24 protein-coding genes are annotated in these 16,674 nt (G+C 36.7%); 10 read left to right on the top strand and 14 right to left on the bottom strand.

Going from position 1 to position 16,674, the window contains the following annotated elements; all coding sequences use genetic code 11:
* Positions 1–63: 63 nt before the first annotated feature.
* Positions 64–603, bottom strand: a complete 540-nt coding sequence (locus tag BM012_RS06485) for an HD domain-containing protein (RefSeq protein WP_061803746.1) — start codon at positions 601–603, stop codon at positions 64–66.
* A gap of 253 nt (positions 604–856) precedes the next feature.
* Between BM012_RS06485 and BM012_RS06480 the strand changes: the two genes are divergently transcribed.
* The 5 genes from BM012_RS06480 to BM012_RS06460 all read left to right on the top strand — a co-directional run bounded on the left by BM012_RS06480 (position 857) and on the right by BM012_RS06460 (position 4,426).
* Entirely contained in the window at positions 857–2,161 is a 1,305-nt protein-coding gene (locus BM012_RS06480; protein WP_061803844.1) for a hemolysin family protein, read from the top strand.
* Between the two features lie 23 nt (positions 2,162–2,184).
* The gene (locus tag BM012_RS06475; RefSeq protein ID WP_061803745.1) at positions 2,185–2,442 is read left to right on the top strand and encodes a hypothetical protein; all 258 of its coding nucleotides are present in this window, start codon (positions 2,185–2,187) and stop codon (positions 2,440–2,442) included.
* Between the two features lie 127 nt (positions 2,443–2,569).
* On the top strand, positions 2,570–3,049 hold the full coding sequence (locus tag BM012_RS06470) for a helix-turn-helix transcriptional regulator (RefSeq protein ID WP_061803744.1): 480 nt from the start codon (positions 2,570–2,572) through the stop codon (positions 3,047–3,049).
* 97 nt (positions 3,050–3,146) lie between these two features.
* Positions 3,147–3,902: a DUF4397 domain-containing protein gene (locus BM012_RS06465; RefSeq protein ID WP_061803743.1), complete on the top strand. Its 756-nt coding sequence runs from the start codon at positions 3,147–3,149 to the stop codon at positions 3,900–3,902.
* Positions 3,869–4,426, top strand: coding sequence for a class F sortase (locus BM012_RS06460; protein ID WP_082802544.1), 558 nt, complete (start codon positions 3,869–3,871; stop codon positions 4,424–4,426). Before BM012_RS06465 ends, BM012_RS06460 begins: the two co-directional genes overlap by 34 nt.
* A gap of 138 nt (positions 4,427–4,564) precedes the next feature.
* Here BM012_RS06460 and yidC read toward each other — a convergent pair whose 3' ends face one another.
* From yidC to BM012_RS06440, 4 genes are all read right to left on the bottom strand, one after another.
* Entirely contained in the window at positions 4,565–5,326 is a 762-nt protein-coding gene (gene yidC / locus BM012_RS06455; RefSeq protein ID WP_061803741.1) for a membrane protein insertase YidC, read from the bottom strand.
* A gap of 11 nt (positions 5,327–5,337) precedes the next feature.
* A complete protein-coding gene (locus BM012_RS06450; protein ID WP_061803740.1) occupies positions 5,338–5,631 on the bottom strand; it encodes a hypothetical protein in 294 nt (97 codons plus the stop codon).
* A 165-nt stretch (positions 5,632–5,796) separates the two neighbouring features.
* Positions 5,797–6,288, bottom strand: a complete 492-nt coding sequence (locus tag BM012_RS06445; RefSeq protein WP_061803739.1) for a PTS sugar transporter subunit IIA — start codon at positions 6,286–6,288, stop codon at positions 5,797–5,799.
* A gap of 118 nt (positions 6,289–6,406) precedes the next feature.
* On the bottom strand, positions 6,407–6,982 hold the full coding sequence (locus BM012_RS06440) for a hypothetical protein (protein ID WP_061803738.1): 576 nt from the start codon (positions 6,980–6,982) through the stop codon (positions 6,407–6,409).
* A gap of 327 nt (positions 6,983–7,309) precedes the next feature.
* Here BM012_RS06440 and BM012_RS06435 point away from each other — a divergent pair, with 327 nt between their 5' ends.
* The gene (locus BM012_RS06435; RefSeq protein WP_061803737.1) at positions 7,310–8,485 is read left to right on the top strand and encodes an FtsW/RodA/SpoVE family cell cycle protein; all 1,176 of its coding nucleotides are present in this window, start codon (positions 7,310–7,312) and stop codon (positions 8,483–8,485) included.
* Positions 8,486–8,698: 213 nt separating this feature from the next.
* Here the strand turns inward: BM012_RS06435 and BM012_RS06430 are convergent, their stop codons facing one another.
* Entirely contained in the window at positions 8,699–9,988 is a 1,290-nt protein-coding gene (locus BM012_RS06430) for a hemolysin family protein (protein WP_061803843.1), read from the bottom strand.
* A gap of 145 nt (positions 9,989–10,133) precedes the next feature.
* On the opposite strand from BM012_RS06430, the gene BM012_RS06425 reads away from it, so the two are divergent.
* Complete coding sequence (locus BM012_RS06425) at positions 10,134–10,301, top strand: twin-arginine translocase TatA/TatE family subunit (RefSeq protein WP_061803736.1); 168 nt, start codon at positions 10,134–10,136, stop codon at positions 10,299–10,301.
* Positions 10,302–10,460: 159 nt separating this feature from the next.
* Here BM012_RS06425 and deoD read toward each other — a convergent pair whose 3' ends face one another.
* A complete protein-coding gene (gene deoD / locus BM012_RS06420; protein ID WP_019393224.1) occupies positions 10,461–11,165 on the bottom strand; it encodes a purine-nucleoside phosphorylase in 705 nt (234 codons plus the stop codon).
* A 177-nt stretch (positions 11,166–11,342) separates the two neighbouring features.
* Here deoD and BM012_RS27025 point away from each other — a divergent pair, with 177 nt between their 5' ends.
* Entirely contained in the window at positions 11,343–11,471 is a 129-nt protein-coding gene (locus tag BM012_RS27025; protein WP_019393223.1) for a hypothetical protein, read from the top strand.
* A gap of 24 nt (positions 11,472–11,495) precedes the next feature.
* Here the strand turns inward: BM012_RS27025 and BM012_RS06415 are convergent, their stop codons facing one another.
* From BM012_RS06415 to BM012_RS06400, 5 genes are all read right to left on the bottom strand, one after another.
* Positions 11,496–11,804 (bottom strand): hypothetical protein, encoded by a 309-nt coding sequence (locus tag BM012_RS06415; RefSeq protein WP_040058486.1) that lies wholly within the window; start codon positions 11,802–11,804, stop codon positions 11,496–11,498.
* Positions 11,805–11,908: 104 nt separating this feature from the next.
* On the bottom strand, positions 11,909–12,412 hold the full coding sequence (locus tag BM012_RS06410) for a hypothetical protein (RefSeq protein ID WP_061803735.1): 504 nt from the start codon (positions 12,410–12,412) through the stop codon (positions 11,909–11,911).
* 23 nt (positions 12,413–12,435) lie between these two features.
* The gene (locus tag BM012_RS06405; RefSeq protein WP_061803734.1) at positions 12,436–13,089 is read right to left on the bottom strand and encodes a phosphatase PAP2 family protein; all 654 of its coding nucleotides are present in this window, start codon (positions 13,087–13,089) and stop codon (positions 12,436–12,438) included.
* 53 nt (positions 13,090–13,142) lie between these two features.
* Positions 13,143–13,274, bottom strand: a complete 132-nt coding sequence (locus BM012_RS27020; protein WP_268801465.1) for a hypothetical protein — start codon at positions 13,272–13,274, stop codon at positions 13,143–13,145.
* Positions 13,275–13,334: 60 nt separating this feature from the next.
* Positions 13,335–14,132 (bottom strand): serine/threonine protein kinase, encoded by a 798-nt coding sequence (locus tag BM012_RS06400; RefSeq protein ID WP_161939295.1) that lies wholly within the window; start codon positions 14,130–14,132, stop codon positions 13,335–13,337.
* Positions 14,133–14,300: 168 nt separating this feature from the next.
* On the opposite strand from BM012_RS06400, the gene BM012_RS06395 reads away from it, so the two are divergent.
* On the top strand, positions 14,301–15,374 hold the full coding sequence (locus BM012_RS06395) for a DUF2515 family protein (RefSeq protein WP_061803733.1): 1,074 nt from the start codon (positions 14,301–14,303) through the stop codon (positions 15,372–15,374).
* A 40-nt stretch (positions 15,375–15,414) separates the two neighbouring features.
* Here BM012_RS06395 and BM012_RS06390 read toward each other — a convergent pair whose 3' ends face one another.
* The gene (locus BM012_RS06390) at positions 15,415–15,588 is read right to left on the bottom strand and encodes a YozD family protein (protein WP_019393216.1); all 174 of its coding nucleotides are present in this window, start codon (positions 15,586–15,588) and stop codon (positions 15,415–15,417) included.
* 145 nt (positions 15,589–15,733) lie between these two features.
* Here BM012_RS06390 and BM012_RS26310 point away from each other — a divergent pair, with 145 nt between their 5' ends.
* Positions 15,734–15,904 carry a hypothetical protein gene (locus BM012_RS26310; protein WP_161939294.1) on the top strand — a complete coding sequence of 57 codons (171 nt, stop codon included), beginning with the start codon at positions 15,734–15,736 and terminating at the stop codon, positions 15,902–15,904.
* Here BM012_RS26310 and BM012_RS06385 read toward each other — a convergent pair.
* Entirely contained in the window at positions 15,899–16,567 is a 669-nt protein-coding gene (locus BM012_RS06385) for a hypothetical protein (protein WP_061803732.1), read from the bottom strand. The genes BM012_RS26310 and BM012_RS06385 overlap by 6 nt on opposite strands.
* Positions 16,568–16,674: the final 107 nt, after the last annotated feature.

Here is a 16,674-nt window from a genome sequence, read left to right as displayed (position 1 = left end):
GGCAAGGAGAAAGGTGGGGAAGACATAGGAAATAGCCAGCTTCAAAAAAGCTGGTTGAAGGAGTTAACTTGATTTTTTGTAGCCCTGATCTTTTTTAAGCACATCCGCTACTTTTTGGTCCAATGCTTGAATCTTTCTTAACGCTAAGTCATAGTCCATTTTTCGGTAGTGATGGTTACCGCCTGGCTCTTCGTCTGCTTCGTCTGCTAAACGAACGACTTTTTGAAGATTGTTTTTATCAAGATGACCCTCTGGTAAATAAGAGTCTGTATGAAGCAAAACCGCCAGTGCCATTTCTTTTGCAGAAGCAGGATCTTCACCTAGACGAATTAATAATTTATGAGCGCGCTCTGCGCCTTTTATCGCATGAATATCGTTTTCACGGTATTTTTCATAATCCCACTGTCCGTTCGTGTACCATTCGTAATGTCCAACATCGTGGAGAAGGGCGGCTTTTGTAGCAAGATCTGGGTTAACCTCATATTCAAGCGCTAGTCGAAAAGCGTGATGAGCAACAGATACTGCATGAGCAATCCCTGATCGTCCTAGATATTTTTGTGCAATAGGATGTGTAAAAACATCTGTCAAAGTGACGTTTCTCAACTTCTATCCCTCCTTTGTTTTAGGTATTTCTATAAACATTAACACAGATCATGTGGTGTTATCAATAGTTTTGTTACGCTATTTTACAAAATTAGCATCAAAATAGTGCGTAAAAAAGTGCCCTTTTTTTCACACTATTGCATTTTGTACGCTTGTCCCTCCCTTCTCCTTCTGTTAGTAGAAACACGTTTGTTGGATAAACTAAGGAGAAATATTTTGGAAAGGAGATGACCTTGGCTTTTCAAGGACTATGATGATTTTTCTTAACCTGTTTATTATCGTTATTTTAATTGCACTAACGGCTATGTTCGTTTCAACAGAGTTTGCAATTGTAAAGATTAGACACTCTAAAATTAAGCAGATGGTAGAAGAAAATATAAAAGGAGCCGAAGCTGCTGAACAAGTTGTTTCCCATCTTGATGAGTATCTCTCTGCTTGTCAACTTGGTATTACAGTCACAGCTCTTGGAATCGGATGGATTGGAGAGTCAACAATAGAGTCTATTTTACATCCTCTTTTTGTTTTTCTACATCTTGAGCCATATGTTCCAAGAGCATTCTCGATTGTTTTAGCTTTCCTAATTGTCACATTTCTTCATGTTGTGATTGGAGAACTTGCGCCTAAAACATTCGCAATCCAAAAAGCAGAAAGAATCACCGTCATGTTTTCTCCTTTCCTAATCTGGTTTTACAGAATTACGTATCCGTTTATATGGCTTTTAAATCATTCTGCTCGCATGATTACAAAAACATTTGGGCTTCATTCTGTTAGCGAGCACGAAATGGCTCATTCTGAAGAAGAGCTTCGTTTGCTTTTATCCGAAAGTTACGAACGTGGCGAAATTAATCAATCAGAATTTCGCTATGTCGATCGCATTTTTGAATTTGATGACAGAGTTGCTCATGAAATTATGATTCCTCGTACAGAAATGGTCGCTGTTAACAAAAATATGACGATGAAAGAGTTCTCCCAATATACAGATCAACAACCTTACACACGATATCCTGTTATTGAAGGGGATAAAGATCATGTAATTGGATTAATTAATGTGAAAGAAGCGTTAAAAAGCTATGTTCGCGAAGACTCTGCTAACTCAAGAACCATTGAGGAGCTCATTAAACCAATCATTACTGTTTTAGATTCTATCCCTGTTCGTGATCTTCTCTTAAAAATGCAGAAGGAACGAATTCATATGGCCATTTTGTTTGATGAATACGGAGGAACACAAGGACTTGTTACAGTAGAAGATATTTTAGAAGAAATTGTAGGAGAAATACGAGACGAGTTTGATGTAAACGAAATCCCTTATATTCAAACGCTTTCAAAAACTCAATATATTTTAGATGGAAAAGTGCTCATTGAAGAAGTTAATCATTTGCTTGGTATCTCTATCGAGGAAGATGAAGTAGATACAATCGGCGGCTATTTGCTGCTCCAGCAAATTGGAGATGGATCAAACCTGTATGCGGATGTTGAAGGCTACCGATTCACTCCTAAAAACATGATTGGAAATCAAATTAAATCTGTTGAAGTAAATAAGATTCCCGCTGAACACTAATTATCGAAAGAAGGCGAAGGAATGTGGAAATATTTTACACCAATCCAGAACAGCAGCTTTTTATTACCCTACCGCTTTTAGCTGTTATTGCAGGTTTTCTTTATGAAGTTTTGTTTCGCAACATTTTTATAGGTCCTTTCTTTTCCTTTTGGTTTCCACTTTTGCTCTACTGGAGCATTCCTTCCTTTCAACATTCTCTGAATTGGATAATATATAGTATAGGATATGCGTTCATTTCTTTACTTTCTTCTTATACAACTAAAAAGCGGCTTAAACTCTAAAAATCGCATTCCCGTAACAAAGAGGTTTCTTTCTTTATACATTTCCTTACATTTTGGTTACAACGCTTGAATTTTGTTTTCTATACGATATGATACGAACGGATAGCTTTTTCGTACGGAGGGGACTATGGATAAACAATACTTCACAGAACTCATATCAAATCAGATTCGTTATGTACGTTTAGAACAAAAGTTTACTCAAGAAAGAATGGCTTATTTACTTGGCATCTCAAAAAAAACACTTTCTCAAATTGAGAAGGAAAAGAAAACAGCAAGTTGGGCTGTTATTGTAACTCTTTGCGCTCTTTTTGAAGAAAGTACAGCATTGAAAAAAGCTATTGGAGACAATCCTGTTGATACAGTTCAATGTATTGCTTTAGAAGACTCCGATCCTCCGAAAGATAAACGACTTGGCGGCGGTATTTGGTGGCGCGAATTAAAATCAAGCGGCCCATTTCGCTTACAGCAAAACATTATTAGTAAACACTATCGTATTTTAGATTTTCATAATTATCGTTATTCAAGCTCTTTTTCAGAGAAAGAAATGATGAGTAGAATGAACGAATTACTTAAACAGTGCCCACTGCAGCCTATTTTTAAAAAATAGGCTATTATTTTTGCTTTTTTCTCCTTTCTCCTTCTGCATATATTTCAGCAATCGAGCCATTATAAGAATAACCTATTATAATGAAGGAGATAAAAAGATGAGAAAGCTTTGGCTTGTTTTATTTAGTGCTATAATTATGTTTCCTTCTTTAGCACATGCTGAAGAAAAAGAAACGCTAGTCCGTATTGTGAACGCTTCAAGTAACAATGAATCTGTTGACATCTACATCGATCATAAGCCGGCTGTGGAAGGGGCTCTTTTTAAAAACGCAACAGATTATATGACTTTAAAAGAAGGAGCTCATACAATAGAGGTCTATCGTTCTGGTGAAAAGGAAACACCACTCATCGTAGGTGATGTAGAAACAGAAGGAAATCAAGCATATACTGTGATTGCATTCGAAAAAGAAAAAAAAATGAGCTTAAAACTTCTTAATGATGAAACTTCAGCCCCAAAAGGAAAAGCAAATGTACGAGTTTTAAACCTTGCTCCTGTTTCTAACGATCTTGAAGCAAGTATCAAGAATGGGAAAAAACTTTTTGATAATCTTGCTTTTAATGATGTTTCTTCTTATGAAGAAATTAAGGCGGAATCAAAACTTCATATTAAAGATAATGATAAAAAAGTAACATCACTGTCGCAAACACTTCAGTCAGGATCTGCCTATACCGTATTGGCAGTAAACTCGCGAAATCAAGTTGAGACCGTTCTCCTTCAGGATAACGCCATTTTGTCACCATCTCTTGTTCCGAAAACTGGAATGGGTGGAATGAGTTCTTCCCATACCCTTTCATATGCTGCTCTTGTTATTTTAGGAGGATGCGTATTTTTCCTCCGTCGCCGTCACCAATGAAGCACTTCTTTTTAGGCAGTATTTTTCTAGTCCTTCTGTTTTTTAATTTACCTTATACTCTTGCTGCTCATCATGATCAGCCTGCTCTGCTTCTTATTCCAACGGCAAACATTGTAGCCCCTATTGAAGCACATGGACTTTCACAAAACGGGGAGCTTATTTTACCCGAAAACAACAATAGCGTAACGTGGTTTCAAAATAGTTCCTTCCCTGGAGAACGAGGGAATGCTGTTATTGCAGGACACGTTGATACTAAAAAAGGACGGGCTATTTTTTATTCACTTCCTAAACTGCGAAAAGGCGACACGTTTTTTATTCAAAAGAAAAGTGGAAAAATGATGTCTTTCACAGTGACAAAAACAGCAGTATATGAACGAAATCAGTTTCCTGTGAACAAAGTTTTTGGTTCTTCTTCAAAAAGAACCGTCCATTTGGTTACATGTACAGGGCTGTTTAATAAAGCAGAAGGAACACATGCAGACCGCCTTCTTGTGACTGCAACATTAAATCCTTTTTCACATTAAAAAAAGCGTTCTTTTACAAACGCTTTTTGTCACGCTCTTACGCCCAAAGGTTACGCGAGCATGCTTAATTTTAGTATAAGTTATGAAACGGTTTTCAGAACAAGTATAAAAAGCGCGGAGAAAATCTCCGCGCTTCCTTTATGCGTTATTCTTTTTTTCAGCATCTTTTGCTTTTAAAAGCGTCATACGTCTCTTAAGGTAAAGACCTTGGAATGTTCCAAAGACGTTTCCGATTACCCAATAAAGAGCTAACGCAGATGGTAAACTTAAACCAGCGATTAAAACAAAAACTGGCATAATGTACATCATAATTTTCATTTGCGGTAATACTTCATCAGTTGTCATCCCTGCTTTAACTTGTAGGAACGTTGTACAAGCAGCAACAATAGGGAAAATGAAGTATGGATCTGGAGCTCCTAAACTCACCCATAGGAACGAATGGTCAGCAATTTCTTGTGTTCTTGCGATAGCATAATAGAAAGCCATAATGATCGGCATCTGGATAAAGATTGGTAAACATCCACCAATCGGATTGATGCTGTGCTTCTGATAAAGCTGCATCATTTCTTGCTGTAATTTCTGTTGTGATTGCGCATCTTTTGATGGATACTTTTCACGAAGTTTTTCCATTTCAGGACGAAGCGCTTGCATTGCCATTGTACTGCGCTGTTGTCTAATAATAAGCGGCAATAGAATAAGACGAATTAAAATGGTAACTAAAATAATTGACAAGCCATACTCGTTGCCTAACCAGTGAGCAACATGTGTTAATAGTTGAGACATTGGATATACAAAGTACTCATTCCAAATCCCTGTGCTATCTGAAGTAATAGGCTCTTTAATACTACAGCCGGCTAAAAGAAAAAGGGCCGGGATAAATAGGGCTAACTTTTTTTTCATAATCCTTCCTCCTAAAGAAATCGTGGTTGAAATACGCCGTTCATTGCAGAAGAGAAAGGATCTTCTTCATCTATGTTAGCTGGCTCTTTTACGGGCTTTTTCACTTGCAAGTAGGAAAAATAGTGTAAAGGTCTACATACTCTCCCTTTTTCAAATAAATGTTTCCCTGTTACTAACTGCTTGTCTATTCTTTGGGCACGAACATAAAAGTAAGATCTTTTATTGCATGCTAAATAATAGGAAACCGCTAGTAGAAACAAACTTGCATATGAAACGCACAGCAATAATTCAATTGAAAAGTCCATATAACAACTCTCTTTCGCGTTTCTACTTAATTCCTTCCCTAGTATACCATTTTCACTTGTAATATAAAACTGTTCATTTAAGATTATAGGGAAAAATGCCAAATTCTCCTCTATACAAAAAAACGCTCTCCCATCCCTTTAGTGGAAGAACGTTTTGAATATCCATTATTTCATTGTTACTGTCATACAAACGGTTTCTCCTTTTATAACAGAATCCGTAGCTACCAAAGAAATTTTTTCCGAATCAGCACTGTTTGTGACAACAACAGGCGTTACCGTACTTTTAGCCTTCTCTCTTACTTTTCCTAAGTCAACAGTTAATAGCTTGTCTCCCTTTTTAACTTTTGAACCTTCTTTTACATGAGCAGTGAATCCTTCTCCTTCCATAGCTACTGTTTCAAGCCCAACGTGAATAATAATCTCCGCTCCGTTTTCTGTTTTTAATCCTATGGCATGTTTTGTGTGAAAAAGCTGGACAATCTCACCGTCTATCGGAGCAACAACTTCTCCATTTGTTGGTTCAATTGCAAACCCTTCTCCCATCATTTTTTGCGAAAAAACAGGATCAGGAACGTTTTCAAGACTAAAAATGCGGCCAGTAAGAGGGGCGGTAATATTTTCTTCTCTCGTCTTTTTTCCAAACAATTTTTTGAACACGTCTCTCTCTCCTTTTAATTTTTTTAATCTTTTGCTTATTTAATCATTTTTTCTTTCGTTCTGCAAAAAATAACGCTCAATAAGAAAAAGTACAGAAATCTTTCTGCACTTTTTGCAACTATTTTCGTTTCGAACCGTTCATACTTGTAGAGTTATTTTTTATACTAAAAAAAGAATGGAAAAGCTCGTACGTGTAGAAGATGATGAGAAGGACAACCCCAGCTACAAATGGACTTTGAAGCCAGTTTTTTATGAGCGCACCTTCTTCAAGAGGTATATTTTTAAATAGAAGATAAAGAGCGAACGTTGCTAATAAAACAGACAAAAGGAGCTGTAATTCAAATAAATCACCTGCATCTCTTCGCTCAAACGAAAGGTATACCCCTGGAAGAGAAAGAGAGCTTACGCAAGCTGTAAGTATACCGAGGAGAGTCATTCTTATGCCTGATACTCTACCAACAATAAAGGCTGTTAAAGCTCCTATAAAAAAACAAAGAACAAGTGCATTATAAAGAGACAGAGGTAAATGGAAGCAGCAAAGGTAGATGGCGGAAAAGGTAGCTGAAATAGTGGTGGAAAAAGTAATAAGCGCTACTGTCGTCTTTTTTTCTTTTAGTGACGTTTGATAACGATAGAGATAGAAAAGCGTCCAAGTAAAGCACCATAGTAAGAAAAACAGAATAAGAAACGACATATTTTTCCTCCTTCAAATCTATTTATAGTCGCACTTCATAACTCGAATATTTAGTAAGGGAACTCTATCTTACATATATGCGTACTTTGCTAGATTTAGTCCTTTCTTCTCTACCTTCTATGTTAATTGAACTATTTTTTTAAAGATGATGGAAAATACTTTGCACATTTCACAAAGAATCGCTAAGATTAAGAAGGACTAGAAGCCTCTTTTTTCCTTTTATAGGGCTAGAAGAGAGCTGATGAAAAGAGAAGTTTAGCTTTATGTTTCAAAGGAATTACGATATAATATTTTTCTACAAAACAATGAAATTGCTAGGTGAAGAGAATGGGAAATAATCGATCTAATGTGCCTCGTTTTGATGTTAATATAGCATTTTTGCTATTTTTGTTTTTTTGTGTTAGCTGTATCGGCATCTACAGCGCTCAGTCTTCAGGACAGTACAACGAAAACTTTTTAGTAAAACAAATTATATGGTATATCGTTTCAGGAGGAATTGCTTTCGGGGTTATGTTTTTAGACAGTGACCAACTTCAAAAGCTTTCCTGGTACGCGTACGCATTTGGAGTCTTTTTATTACTAATTTTATTTGTAGCCCCTAACACAAGTTTTACACCAGTTCGTAATGGAGCTCAAAGCTGGTTCATCTTTCCAGGGCTTGGTTCTATTCAGCCTTCGGAGTTTGTGAAAGTCTTTCTTGTAGTTGCATTAAGCAACGTCGTCACAAAACATAACGAAAAGTATCGTATTCGCGGTTTTCGTGAAGACTTTCTTCTTCTTTTGAAAATGGGCCTAACGCTTGCTCTTCCACTTGGACTTGTATTGAGTCAGCCTGACCTTGGAACAAGCCTTGTACTTCTTGCTATCTTTGTTGGACTTGTGTTTGTGTCGGGTATTTCATGGAAACTTATTGCTCCTGCTTTTTCTGTTTTAGCTGTTTTTGGGGGAACAGTATTGTCTCTTGTTATGTACGCTCCTGACTTTCTTGAAAAGTACTTAGGAGTCAACCCATACCAGCTTACACGTATTTACGCATGGCTTGATCCGCGTTCTTACAGCGGAGAAGGCGCTTATCACCTCTTGCAGTCATTAATGGCCATTGGTTCCGGAATGGTTGAAGGGAAAGGAATTAGTGGAGAAGGTGTCTATATTCCTGAAGGTCATACAGACTTTATCTTTGCTATTATTGCCGAAGACTTTGGCTTTATTGGAGGAAGCGTCGTAATTAGTCTTTTCTTTGTTCTTATCTACTATCTCATTAAATTAGGTCTTGAAACAAAGGAAGCTTTCAACTCCTACCTTTGTGTTGGTGTAATTTCAATGGTTACGTTTCACGTTTTCCAAAACATCGGTATGACCATTCAAGTTCTTCCGATTACAGGTATCCCTCTTCCGTTTATTTCATACGGAGGAAGCTCCCTTATGGGGAATATGCTTGCGATGGGTCTTATGCTTGGTGTTTCATATCATCACAAACGCTATATGTTCAGTTCAAACGGGTAGTAGAGCAATTAAAAATTGCTCTACTTTTTTTATTTACAAAATTATATAAAAGTGGTATATTTATTTCATAGAAAGCGTTTCCAATATGATTTCTTCCTGAAGCATTGTTGCTGAACGCTTTTGCTCAAAGGCCTTGCCATTAGCCTTTTATCCTTTTTTCATTATACAAACGATTAGCCCCTAGAACCGCGTTCTAGGGGTGCTTTTTTTTCGTTAAGCAACATGCTTCACTTCTACTTTTTGAATACTTTTACCGTTCATCTCTTTTACTGTAAAGAACACATGATTATCATACGAAACAGTATCTCCTTCTTTCACATCGTAATTTTGCATAAGAAGCCAGCCGCTAATTGTATCGACTTCATCATCCTCGAGTGAAAGATCTAAAAGCTCATTCACTTTTGCAATAAGTACTTTTCCATCAAGTAAAACTGTAGAATCATCCACTTTCTCAATGTACGGTAATTCATGAACATCAAATTCGTCACGAATCTCTCCGACGATTTCTTCTACAATATCTTCAAGTGTGACAATGCCAGACGTTCCTCCATATTCATCAAACAAAACAGCTAAATGCGCATTCTCTTTTTGCATTTGCAGGAGCAAATCATGAATGGCTACTGAATCAATGACTTGAATAACAGGACGAACGTAGCGACTGAGATTAACGTTTGGATTCTTTTTCTTCATCAAAATGTCGTTATATAAATCTTTGACATTAACCATTCCGACAATTTGGTCTTTGTCATCGCCATGTACAACAGGATAACGAGTAAATTTATGCTGCTTAATTTCCTGTAAGTTCTCTTGTAGTGATTTTTCAAGCTGCAGCACAAACATCTCTGTTCGGGGCACCATAATTTCACGTGCTAATCGATTATCAAATTCAAACACATTTTGCACGTATTGCAGTTCCGAGGAGTTGATCTCTCCACCTCGGTAGCTCTCAGCTATTAGAAGACGAATTTCTTCTTCACTATGAGCCATTTCCTCCCCGACGGCTTTAAAGCCAAACATACGAGCTAATATTCGCGCTGATGTATTTAAGAACCAAATAAATGGATAAAAAATGCGATAAAACCAAATAAGGGGGGTCGCTGTAAACATCACAATCTTTTCAGCTTTATAAATCGCAAATGTTTTTGGTGCAAGCTCCCCTGTTACAACGTGTAAAAAGGTAACAAGAGCAAAGGAAACGACAAAAGAAATGGTTGATGAAAGAGAAGCAGCTAAACCTATTTTTTCAAAAAGCGGTAGGAGTAAACGATGTATTGTCGGCTCCCCTAACCATCCAAGCCCAAGAGACGTTAACGTAATCCCAAGCTGGCAAACAGATAAATATTCATCAAGGTGAGTGACTAGCTTTTTCGCAGCAACCGCTCGCTTGTTTCCTTCTTTTATGCGCTGATCTAACTGTGAAGCTCGGACTTTTACAATGGCAAATTCAGAAGCAACAAAAAAGCCCGAACATATTAAAAGCAAAATTAATGAAACTAATTTAATGGCAATCAATTTCGTCGTACACGTTAAAATGTACGAACTACACCTCCTTAAAAATTTTAATAAAGTTCTTCCACTCTTTCCTTTCCAAGCTTTTCAGTGTATGATAAATGCACGTGATACATCTTTATTAAGGTGGGTGAACAAAATGGCAATTGGTCCTGGTGAATGGTTCATTATTATTGTTGTTGCTCTCCTTATTTTTGGTCCTAAAAAACTTCCAGAGCTTGGCCGAGCCGCTGGTACAACTCTTCGTGAGTTCAAAAAAGCGCTCTCTGGTGAAAGCTCTTCAGACACCAAAGAGAAACTGAAGTAAAAAAGTCCCTTAAAGGGACTTTTTTGGCTTTAAAGTCTTGTTCCATGAATATCGTTACCCTTTTCATAAAGTTGTTAATCTTTTAAAAAAAGCTTTATCATAAAGACATAAAGGAAAGGGAAAAAAGCTGCTGTCCACCCGGACAAAGCAGCCTCTTTCTTATTGCTGTATCGCTGTTTCAAGCGCTACTTCAATCATTTCGTTAAATGTAGTTTGTCTTTCTTCTGCTGTTGTTTCTTCTCCTGTTAATACATGGTCACTAACCGTTAAAATGGATAGTGCATTTCGGTCAAACTTTGCAGCAATCGTGTAAAGAGCTGTTGTTTCCATTTCAATCGCTAACATACCATAGCGAGCCCATTTTTCCCAATCTGCATTTTCATTGTAGAACTGATCTGCCGTAAAGACGCTACCAACGCGAAGACTTAACCCTTTTTCTGTGCCAACATCGTACGCTTTTTTCAGCAAATCAAAATTAGCTGTTGGCGCATAATCAATGCCACCAAACGTCATACGGTTCATTTGTGAGTCTGTTGAAGATGTCATAGCTAAAATAACGTCACGAACGTTTACATCCTTCTTTAAAGCCCCACACGTACCAACACGGATAAGATTTTTCACATCATAAGATTGAATTAGTTCTGTTGCATAAATAGAAATAGACGGAACACCCATACCTGTTCCTTGCACAGAGATGCGCTTCCCTTTATATGTACCTGTATATCCAAGCATACCGCGCACTTCGTTATAGCACGTTACATCTTCTAGAAATGTCTCAGCAATGTATTTTGCACGAAGCGGATCTCCTGGAAGTAAAATCGTTTCTGCAATTTGTCCTTTTTCTGCTCCAATATGTACACTCATTAAATTGTCCTCCTAATAGAAATAGCTTCTCTTTACTATACCATATAAAAAGCTGAACTTGTAATTCCCAAGCTCCCTCTTCCTAGTGAAAAATGGATGGCTATTTTTTGTTGAAATGCTCATCCTATGAAAGAACATATCGTTCACATTAAAAATGAAAGTAAGGAGCTGATGGAAGTGGGAAAAAAGCAACGTAACCGCATTAATAGCCCAAAGAAAAATAACCATGTAACAGTCGATAAAGAAGTGCATGAAAAAGAACATAGCGCTATAAAGCGAAAAAATGGCCCTGGCAATCATATATAAAAAAAGAGCCTGTAATGGCTCTTTTTATACGTGAGAATGAAGCTGGACAGGCTTCCATCCTCCTGAAAGAAGCTTATAATAATATTTCCCTCTTGTTCCTTCATCAATTAAAATGATATCTCGCGTTCCAACATAGCGAGCGTGAAAATCCTTTGGCAAACGATCTGATACATTAAAATTTCGAAATACTTGGCTAATAACATCCGAATGACTGTGCCCTTTTAAAGACATCTTATACACTTGGCGATAGCCGTTTCGGTCCCCAGGATTCGGCGTTTGCATAATGGTAATTTCATATTTCAATGGTCTTTTGACAAGTCGTTTGAAAGTCATTAACACGCTAATTCCCCCCTGCTTTTTCTTCTTTACATTATTAGCTAAGAGGAGAGCGATTTCCTTTCTCTAAAAAAAACTAATTTTGTCGAACGTTTACATATCTAGGAAATACGGTTGCGCGGTTCCTTTTGAGCATGGATTTGCGACTGTATGTCTTGATCTTTCATTTTTAAAGTAGCATGAGAAATCAAGTCATATTGAGTTGCAGAAAGTGAAACGAAAAACACGGTATCATGCGGATAGCATGTTACAGATAAATCAGCTGTTACCGCAAATTCCCCAGCCTCATTTAACTCATAAGTTTGGGGGCCACATAAAACATATGGGCGCCTATTTGGCACAAACTTAATATCCTCTAAAAAGGTTAATGCTCTCTCTTTTACTGCATATCCAAAAGAAGAGGTTAGAATTTTAATCATCTCACCGTGCACTTCTCCGTGTAAAAACGGAATTTTTTCAAACATATATTGAATTCGTCGATATGGGACCAACGACTTTAGTTTTTCATAGTATTCTTTTACTTCTAAAAGAGGAGACTCTTGTAACAATTTAGAGGCGCTTTTTAAAAATAAAGTTTGTAAAGACAAGTAAGCTCTCTGTTCCATTAGATGTATAATCCTCCCTTTGCCTAAATCAACTCATCATTCATGGGCACGTTTTTTTCCTCTGGTTCCGTTAAGCGCTGGTGAATTTTGATTAACAAAATTAAGACAACTCCTCCAGCGAGAAATCCAGCTGTTACATCTGTAAAATAGTGAACACCCAAGTAAATGCGACTAAAACCAATTAAGCCAATGAGCATGCTAAACAAAACGACTACAACAACTTGTGGTGCTTTGCGAGACACACAGTATGTTATCAATACATAAGCTACAAACCCAAAGAAAACAAACGAATTCATGGAATGACCGCTTGGAAAACTAAAATGTGTAGCTGGGACAAGCTGGTCTTGTGGACGTGTTCTTGCAAAAAACTCCTTTAGCATAAAGTTTAAAGTGCGTGGCACAATAAAAGAAAGAATGACAAATAAGGTAAGAACTTTGTCACCTTTATATAAGCTATATCCAAACAAGATAAGCGTAAAGAACAAAATAAATTTCCATGACCCTAAGTTTGTAATAAACAAGAAAACGGTTGTAGCCGCATCACTTTGAAACGAAGAGGCAAAAGAAGCAACCTCTTTATCAATTCCTACGATAAAAGATGTTTCATACGTAAATCCAATCATTAAAAAAAGTAAAATCATCAAACATAACCATACAGTTAAACGAAGCTTCCCCATCATTTTCATCCTTTATAAAGAAGACAAAGCTCCCTCTGTCTTCTTCTGACATGTTATTTTTTAGGTTTTAAGTAATGTTCATTTTTAGGAGATTGAGTGATATATGGAAGAAATTCGCGTGAAAACTCCATTTTCTCTTTCTCATTCATGTTCCCTTTTTTCTTCTCCTCATAACGATTACGCAATGAAATCGCCTCCTTTCACACATTAATGTGTGTTAAGGTGGCGAACATTATCCGCGTTAATCACTTTTTCAGGTGCTTTTGAATATCATTTTGTAATGCTTCAATGTTTTTATAACAAGGGGCTGTACCAAACATTTTACGTATCATAACTTTCACGTTATCGTGAATGGAAAGCTCTTCTTCCCAAGACTTTTCTCTCCCACTAGGCGTGTATGTAGAGTAAAGTAAGAAGAGCAAGAAATGTGCAAGCATATATAAATCATCTTGAATTTCTTCTTGCTTCTTACTTTCTTCCACCCTCCTAGCTAATCCAAAATCGATAATCGAAATAGACTTTTCTCGTAAAATAATATTTGGAATACGCAAATCGTTGTGAACAATGCCTTTTCTGTGAAGGATCTGAACTAAGTCTGTAACATCAAGCAGAGCTTTTAACGCTTCCTGCTCAGAAAATTTTCTATCTTCTTCAAAAATCAGATCTTCAAATGTTTTACCGTGAATGTAATCCATCACAATGCAATAGTGGTTATCCCAAATGAAGGCATTACGAAGAGTGGGAAATTCCGCATTTGTTAAAGAGGCTAAAATATCGGCTTCCGTTAAAAACGAGTTCTTTCCTTTTTTTGTTCCTTTTCGTGAAGGACGCAGCTGTTTTAACACATAGTGATGTTCTTCATTTCTTAAATCTTGGACAATGTACGTAATGCCGAAGCCTCCAAATCCTAAGACTTCCTTGACAACGTAGCGGTTTATAATAATCGTATTCAGTTTAATTGGATGATCAAACAATAATCGTTTTATATGTTTTAACATGTAATTACCGCTTTTTGATTTTTGGCTTTTTGCTTTCTTCTCCAATTCATGCTTCCCGTCCTCTGCTTTTATAGTGAAATTCATCTACTTTAATAACGTTTTATACGCTTTAAGAGTTTCACAATCCGAGAGAACATACGCCTTAATTATGTTCCCCTTTAGATTATTTTCAAACCTATTATACATAGAAATATAAAAAGGAAGTGGTTTTCGTTGTTCACAAAATTATGGTCTTCCTTCAAAAAAGAAAAAAACGTCTCTTTTCCGATTTCAATGGCTTTGTGCGTATCATTCTTAAAATCGAAGTTAAAGGAACAGCAATCTTCATCTCTTCTTTCGACAAAAGAAGAAGCCATTATTAAAAATATTCGGTCAATCACAAGACGTGCAAATATTAATAATATAACAAGGACAAATGCTTACCTCGACTTTTTTAAGCAGCACCCTTCTATTCATTGGGCACTACTGGCGCACTTTGTTTCCCGCAATGGAGGGTATCATATGACAGATTTAGAAGGAAGTTTAATTCCGCACATTTTAAAACTAAAAAACCGGAAAGCTTTCTTCTTATTTTTAGAACGAGCCAATGCTCTTATTTTTCATGATGCCTTTCCACAGCTTCTTCTTTTTAAAGAAAGTACACTCTGTCAAAAACCTCTTTTTCATCTTCTCCCTTTTTTCAACGTTTCTTGTTTTATGGAAAAAGTATGGAACGTTTTTTGGGAATATCCTAACAGTGAATTTCTTACAACAGCTCTTATTATTAATGAGCAACATCATCTTGAACAGAAGCTTGTGACAACAAAAGTTGTACAGCAGAACGTACTTAGAACATGGCCTTTTTTACTTCAACAGTCTTTAGGATTAACAGAAGTCTTACTACCCTCATCTTCTCGTTTATTCAGCATCACTGTAAATGACTTTTCGTCTCTTACAGAACGTATTAAAGTAGGAAAAATGTTGTATAGTATCCTATATGATAGAGTTTTATTTGATGACTTCCTTCTCTTCGCAGCCTCTACCATCCATAGAGGATCACGCGAAGATTATGCTGAGCACTTATTTTCAACTGTGAAAATGCAAAAAACAAAGCTGTATAGTCCTCCTCTTAAAACCGCTTGGTCTAATGTTGTTCATCCTTCTCTCCCTCATCAAGACTGGTATAAAAATGATCATGTTTTAGCTTTGTTTGCAAGTGAGAAATTCGTCATTCCTAGAGATATAACGGCAAGCTATTCTCGTAAAATTAAAGCGCTAAACTCGCTTTCTCATACGCTCTCTTCATAAAAAAGAGCACAGAACAAAGCTCTGCGCTCTCTTTCTTTTTCTATTCTTCTTCCTCTTCTTCATCAATGATGCTTTTCACAATAAGATAGTCAAACATAATGTCCGCAAGCTCTTCTAGCTCTTGGGATGAAGGGACAAACCCTCGGCGTATTAACTCCTCATAGAAAAAATCAGCCATTTCTTCCGTGTCAATCACAACTTCGATTTCTTTCACAGAATCCCTCCTTTGTAAAACGTATGAGATATAGAAGCTATGTATGTACAAAAAGCATGAACAGAACTCTTTTTTTCTTTTTTAGTTCTACTAACTCTAGTTTATCCATAAAGTAGAGTAACTAGTAAAAAGGAGCGTGTTTATCATGAAAAATTCTTGTGCACAAAAAGAAATCCAAGCAAAAAGCCATACAACTTCTTCGTTGGAAGAAAGAATTGATGAGTGCTTGGAAAAGGGTCTTCATATTTTACTTTATGTCGGAGCGCTACCTGTCACGCTCTGGATCATCCTACAGTTTTTCACTAACTTCTTATGAAATTTTACGTAAATGTTTCAATACTAAATCCATCACTTCTTTATACTCTTCATCTTTGAACCACTCATATAAAAAGGAATAATCATTATAGACATCTAATAGACCATCGATAATTTTTAAACGTTCTGCCATAAGACGCTCCTTGTTTTCTCCTACTTCATTCGGCTTTTTCATCGCTGGTAACAACTCCGTCTTATTAATTTCTTTTCCAGAATAAAGAATACCAACATTTTGAATGTAACGTTCTGCATACTCATACGGAGCAACAAGATGAAGTTCTTCTTCTCCTGCTTCAAGCCACTCTCCGTCTTTTACACGAGATAGTTCGTAAATAATATCTTCCCAGCTGTCTTCTTGATAGCGCCAAATTTCAGTGCGAATCCCAATAATTTTAAACAAATCTTCGCCATAATTATGGACTTGCACAACATCACCAAAAAAATATTTGTACTCTAGGTCGATTCTTTCTTGAATAATGATTTGTCCATCATACTCTTCAAGGGATTCAATCGCATCTTCTAGAAACAAGCCTTCGCTATGATTAACCTCATATACATGCATTCCGTCCATCAATTTGATGTCGGTAATGGTGCCAACTGTTCCATAGATGGTAATGACAACAGTATCTCCAATGCTAAATTTCGGTTCTTTTCCATTAGCCATCTTCTTGCACCTCCTTAACACCTCAGCAACAATTACGAAAAGTTAAGATAGTATATGCAAAAAGAGAAAAAGCGCAATAGGAAGATGAAAGAAAGATGCATTTAACC

The sequence above is a fragment of the Priestia endophytica DSM 13796 genome, from assembly GCF_900115845.1.
GTDB classification, from domain to species: domain Bacteria; phylum Bacillota; class Bacilli; order Bacillales; family Bacillaceae_H; genus Bacillus_I; species Bacillus_I endophytica.
This window is presented reverse-complemented; position numbering and strand designations above follow the sequence as displayed.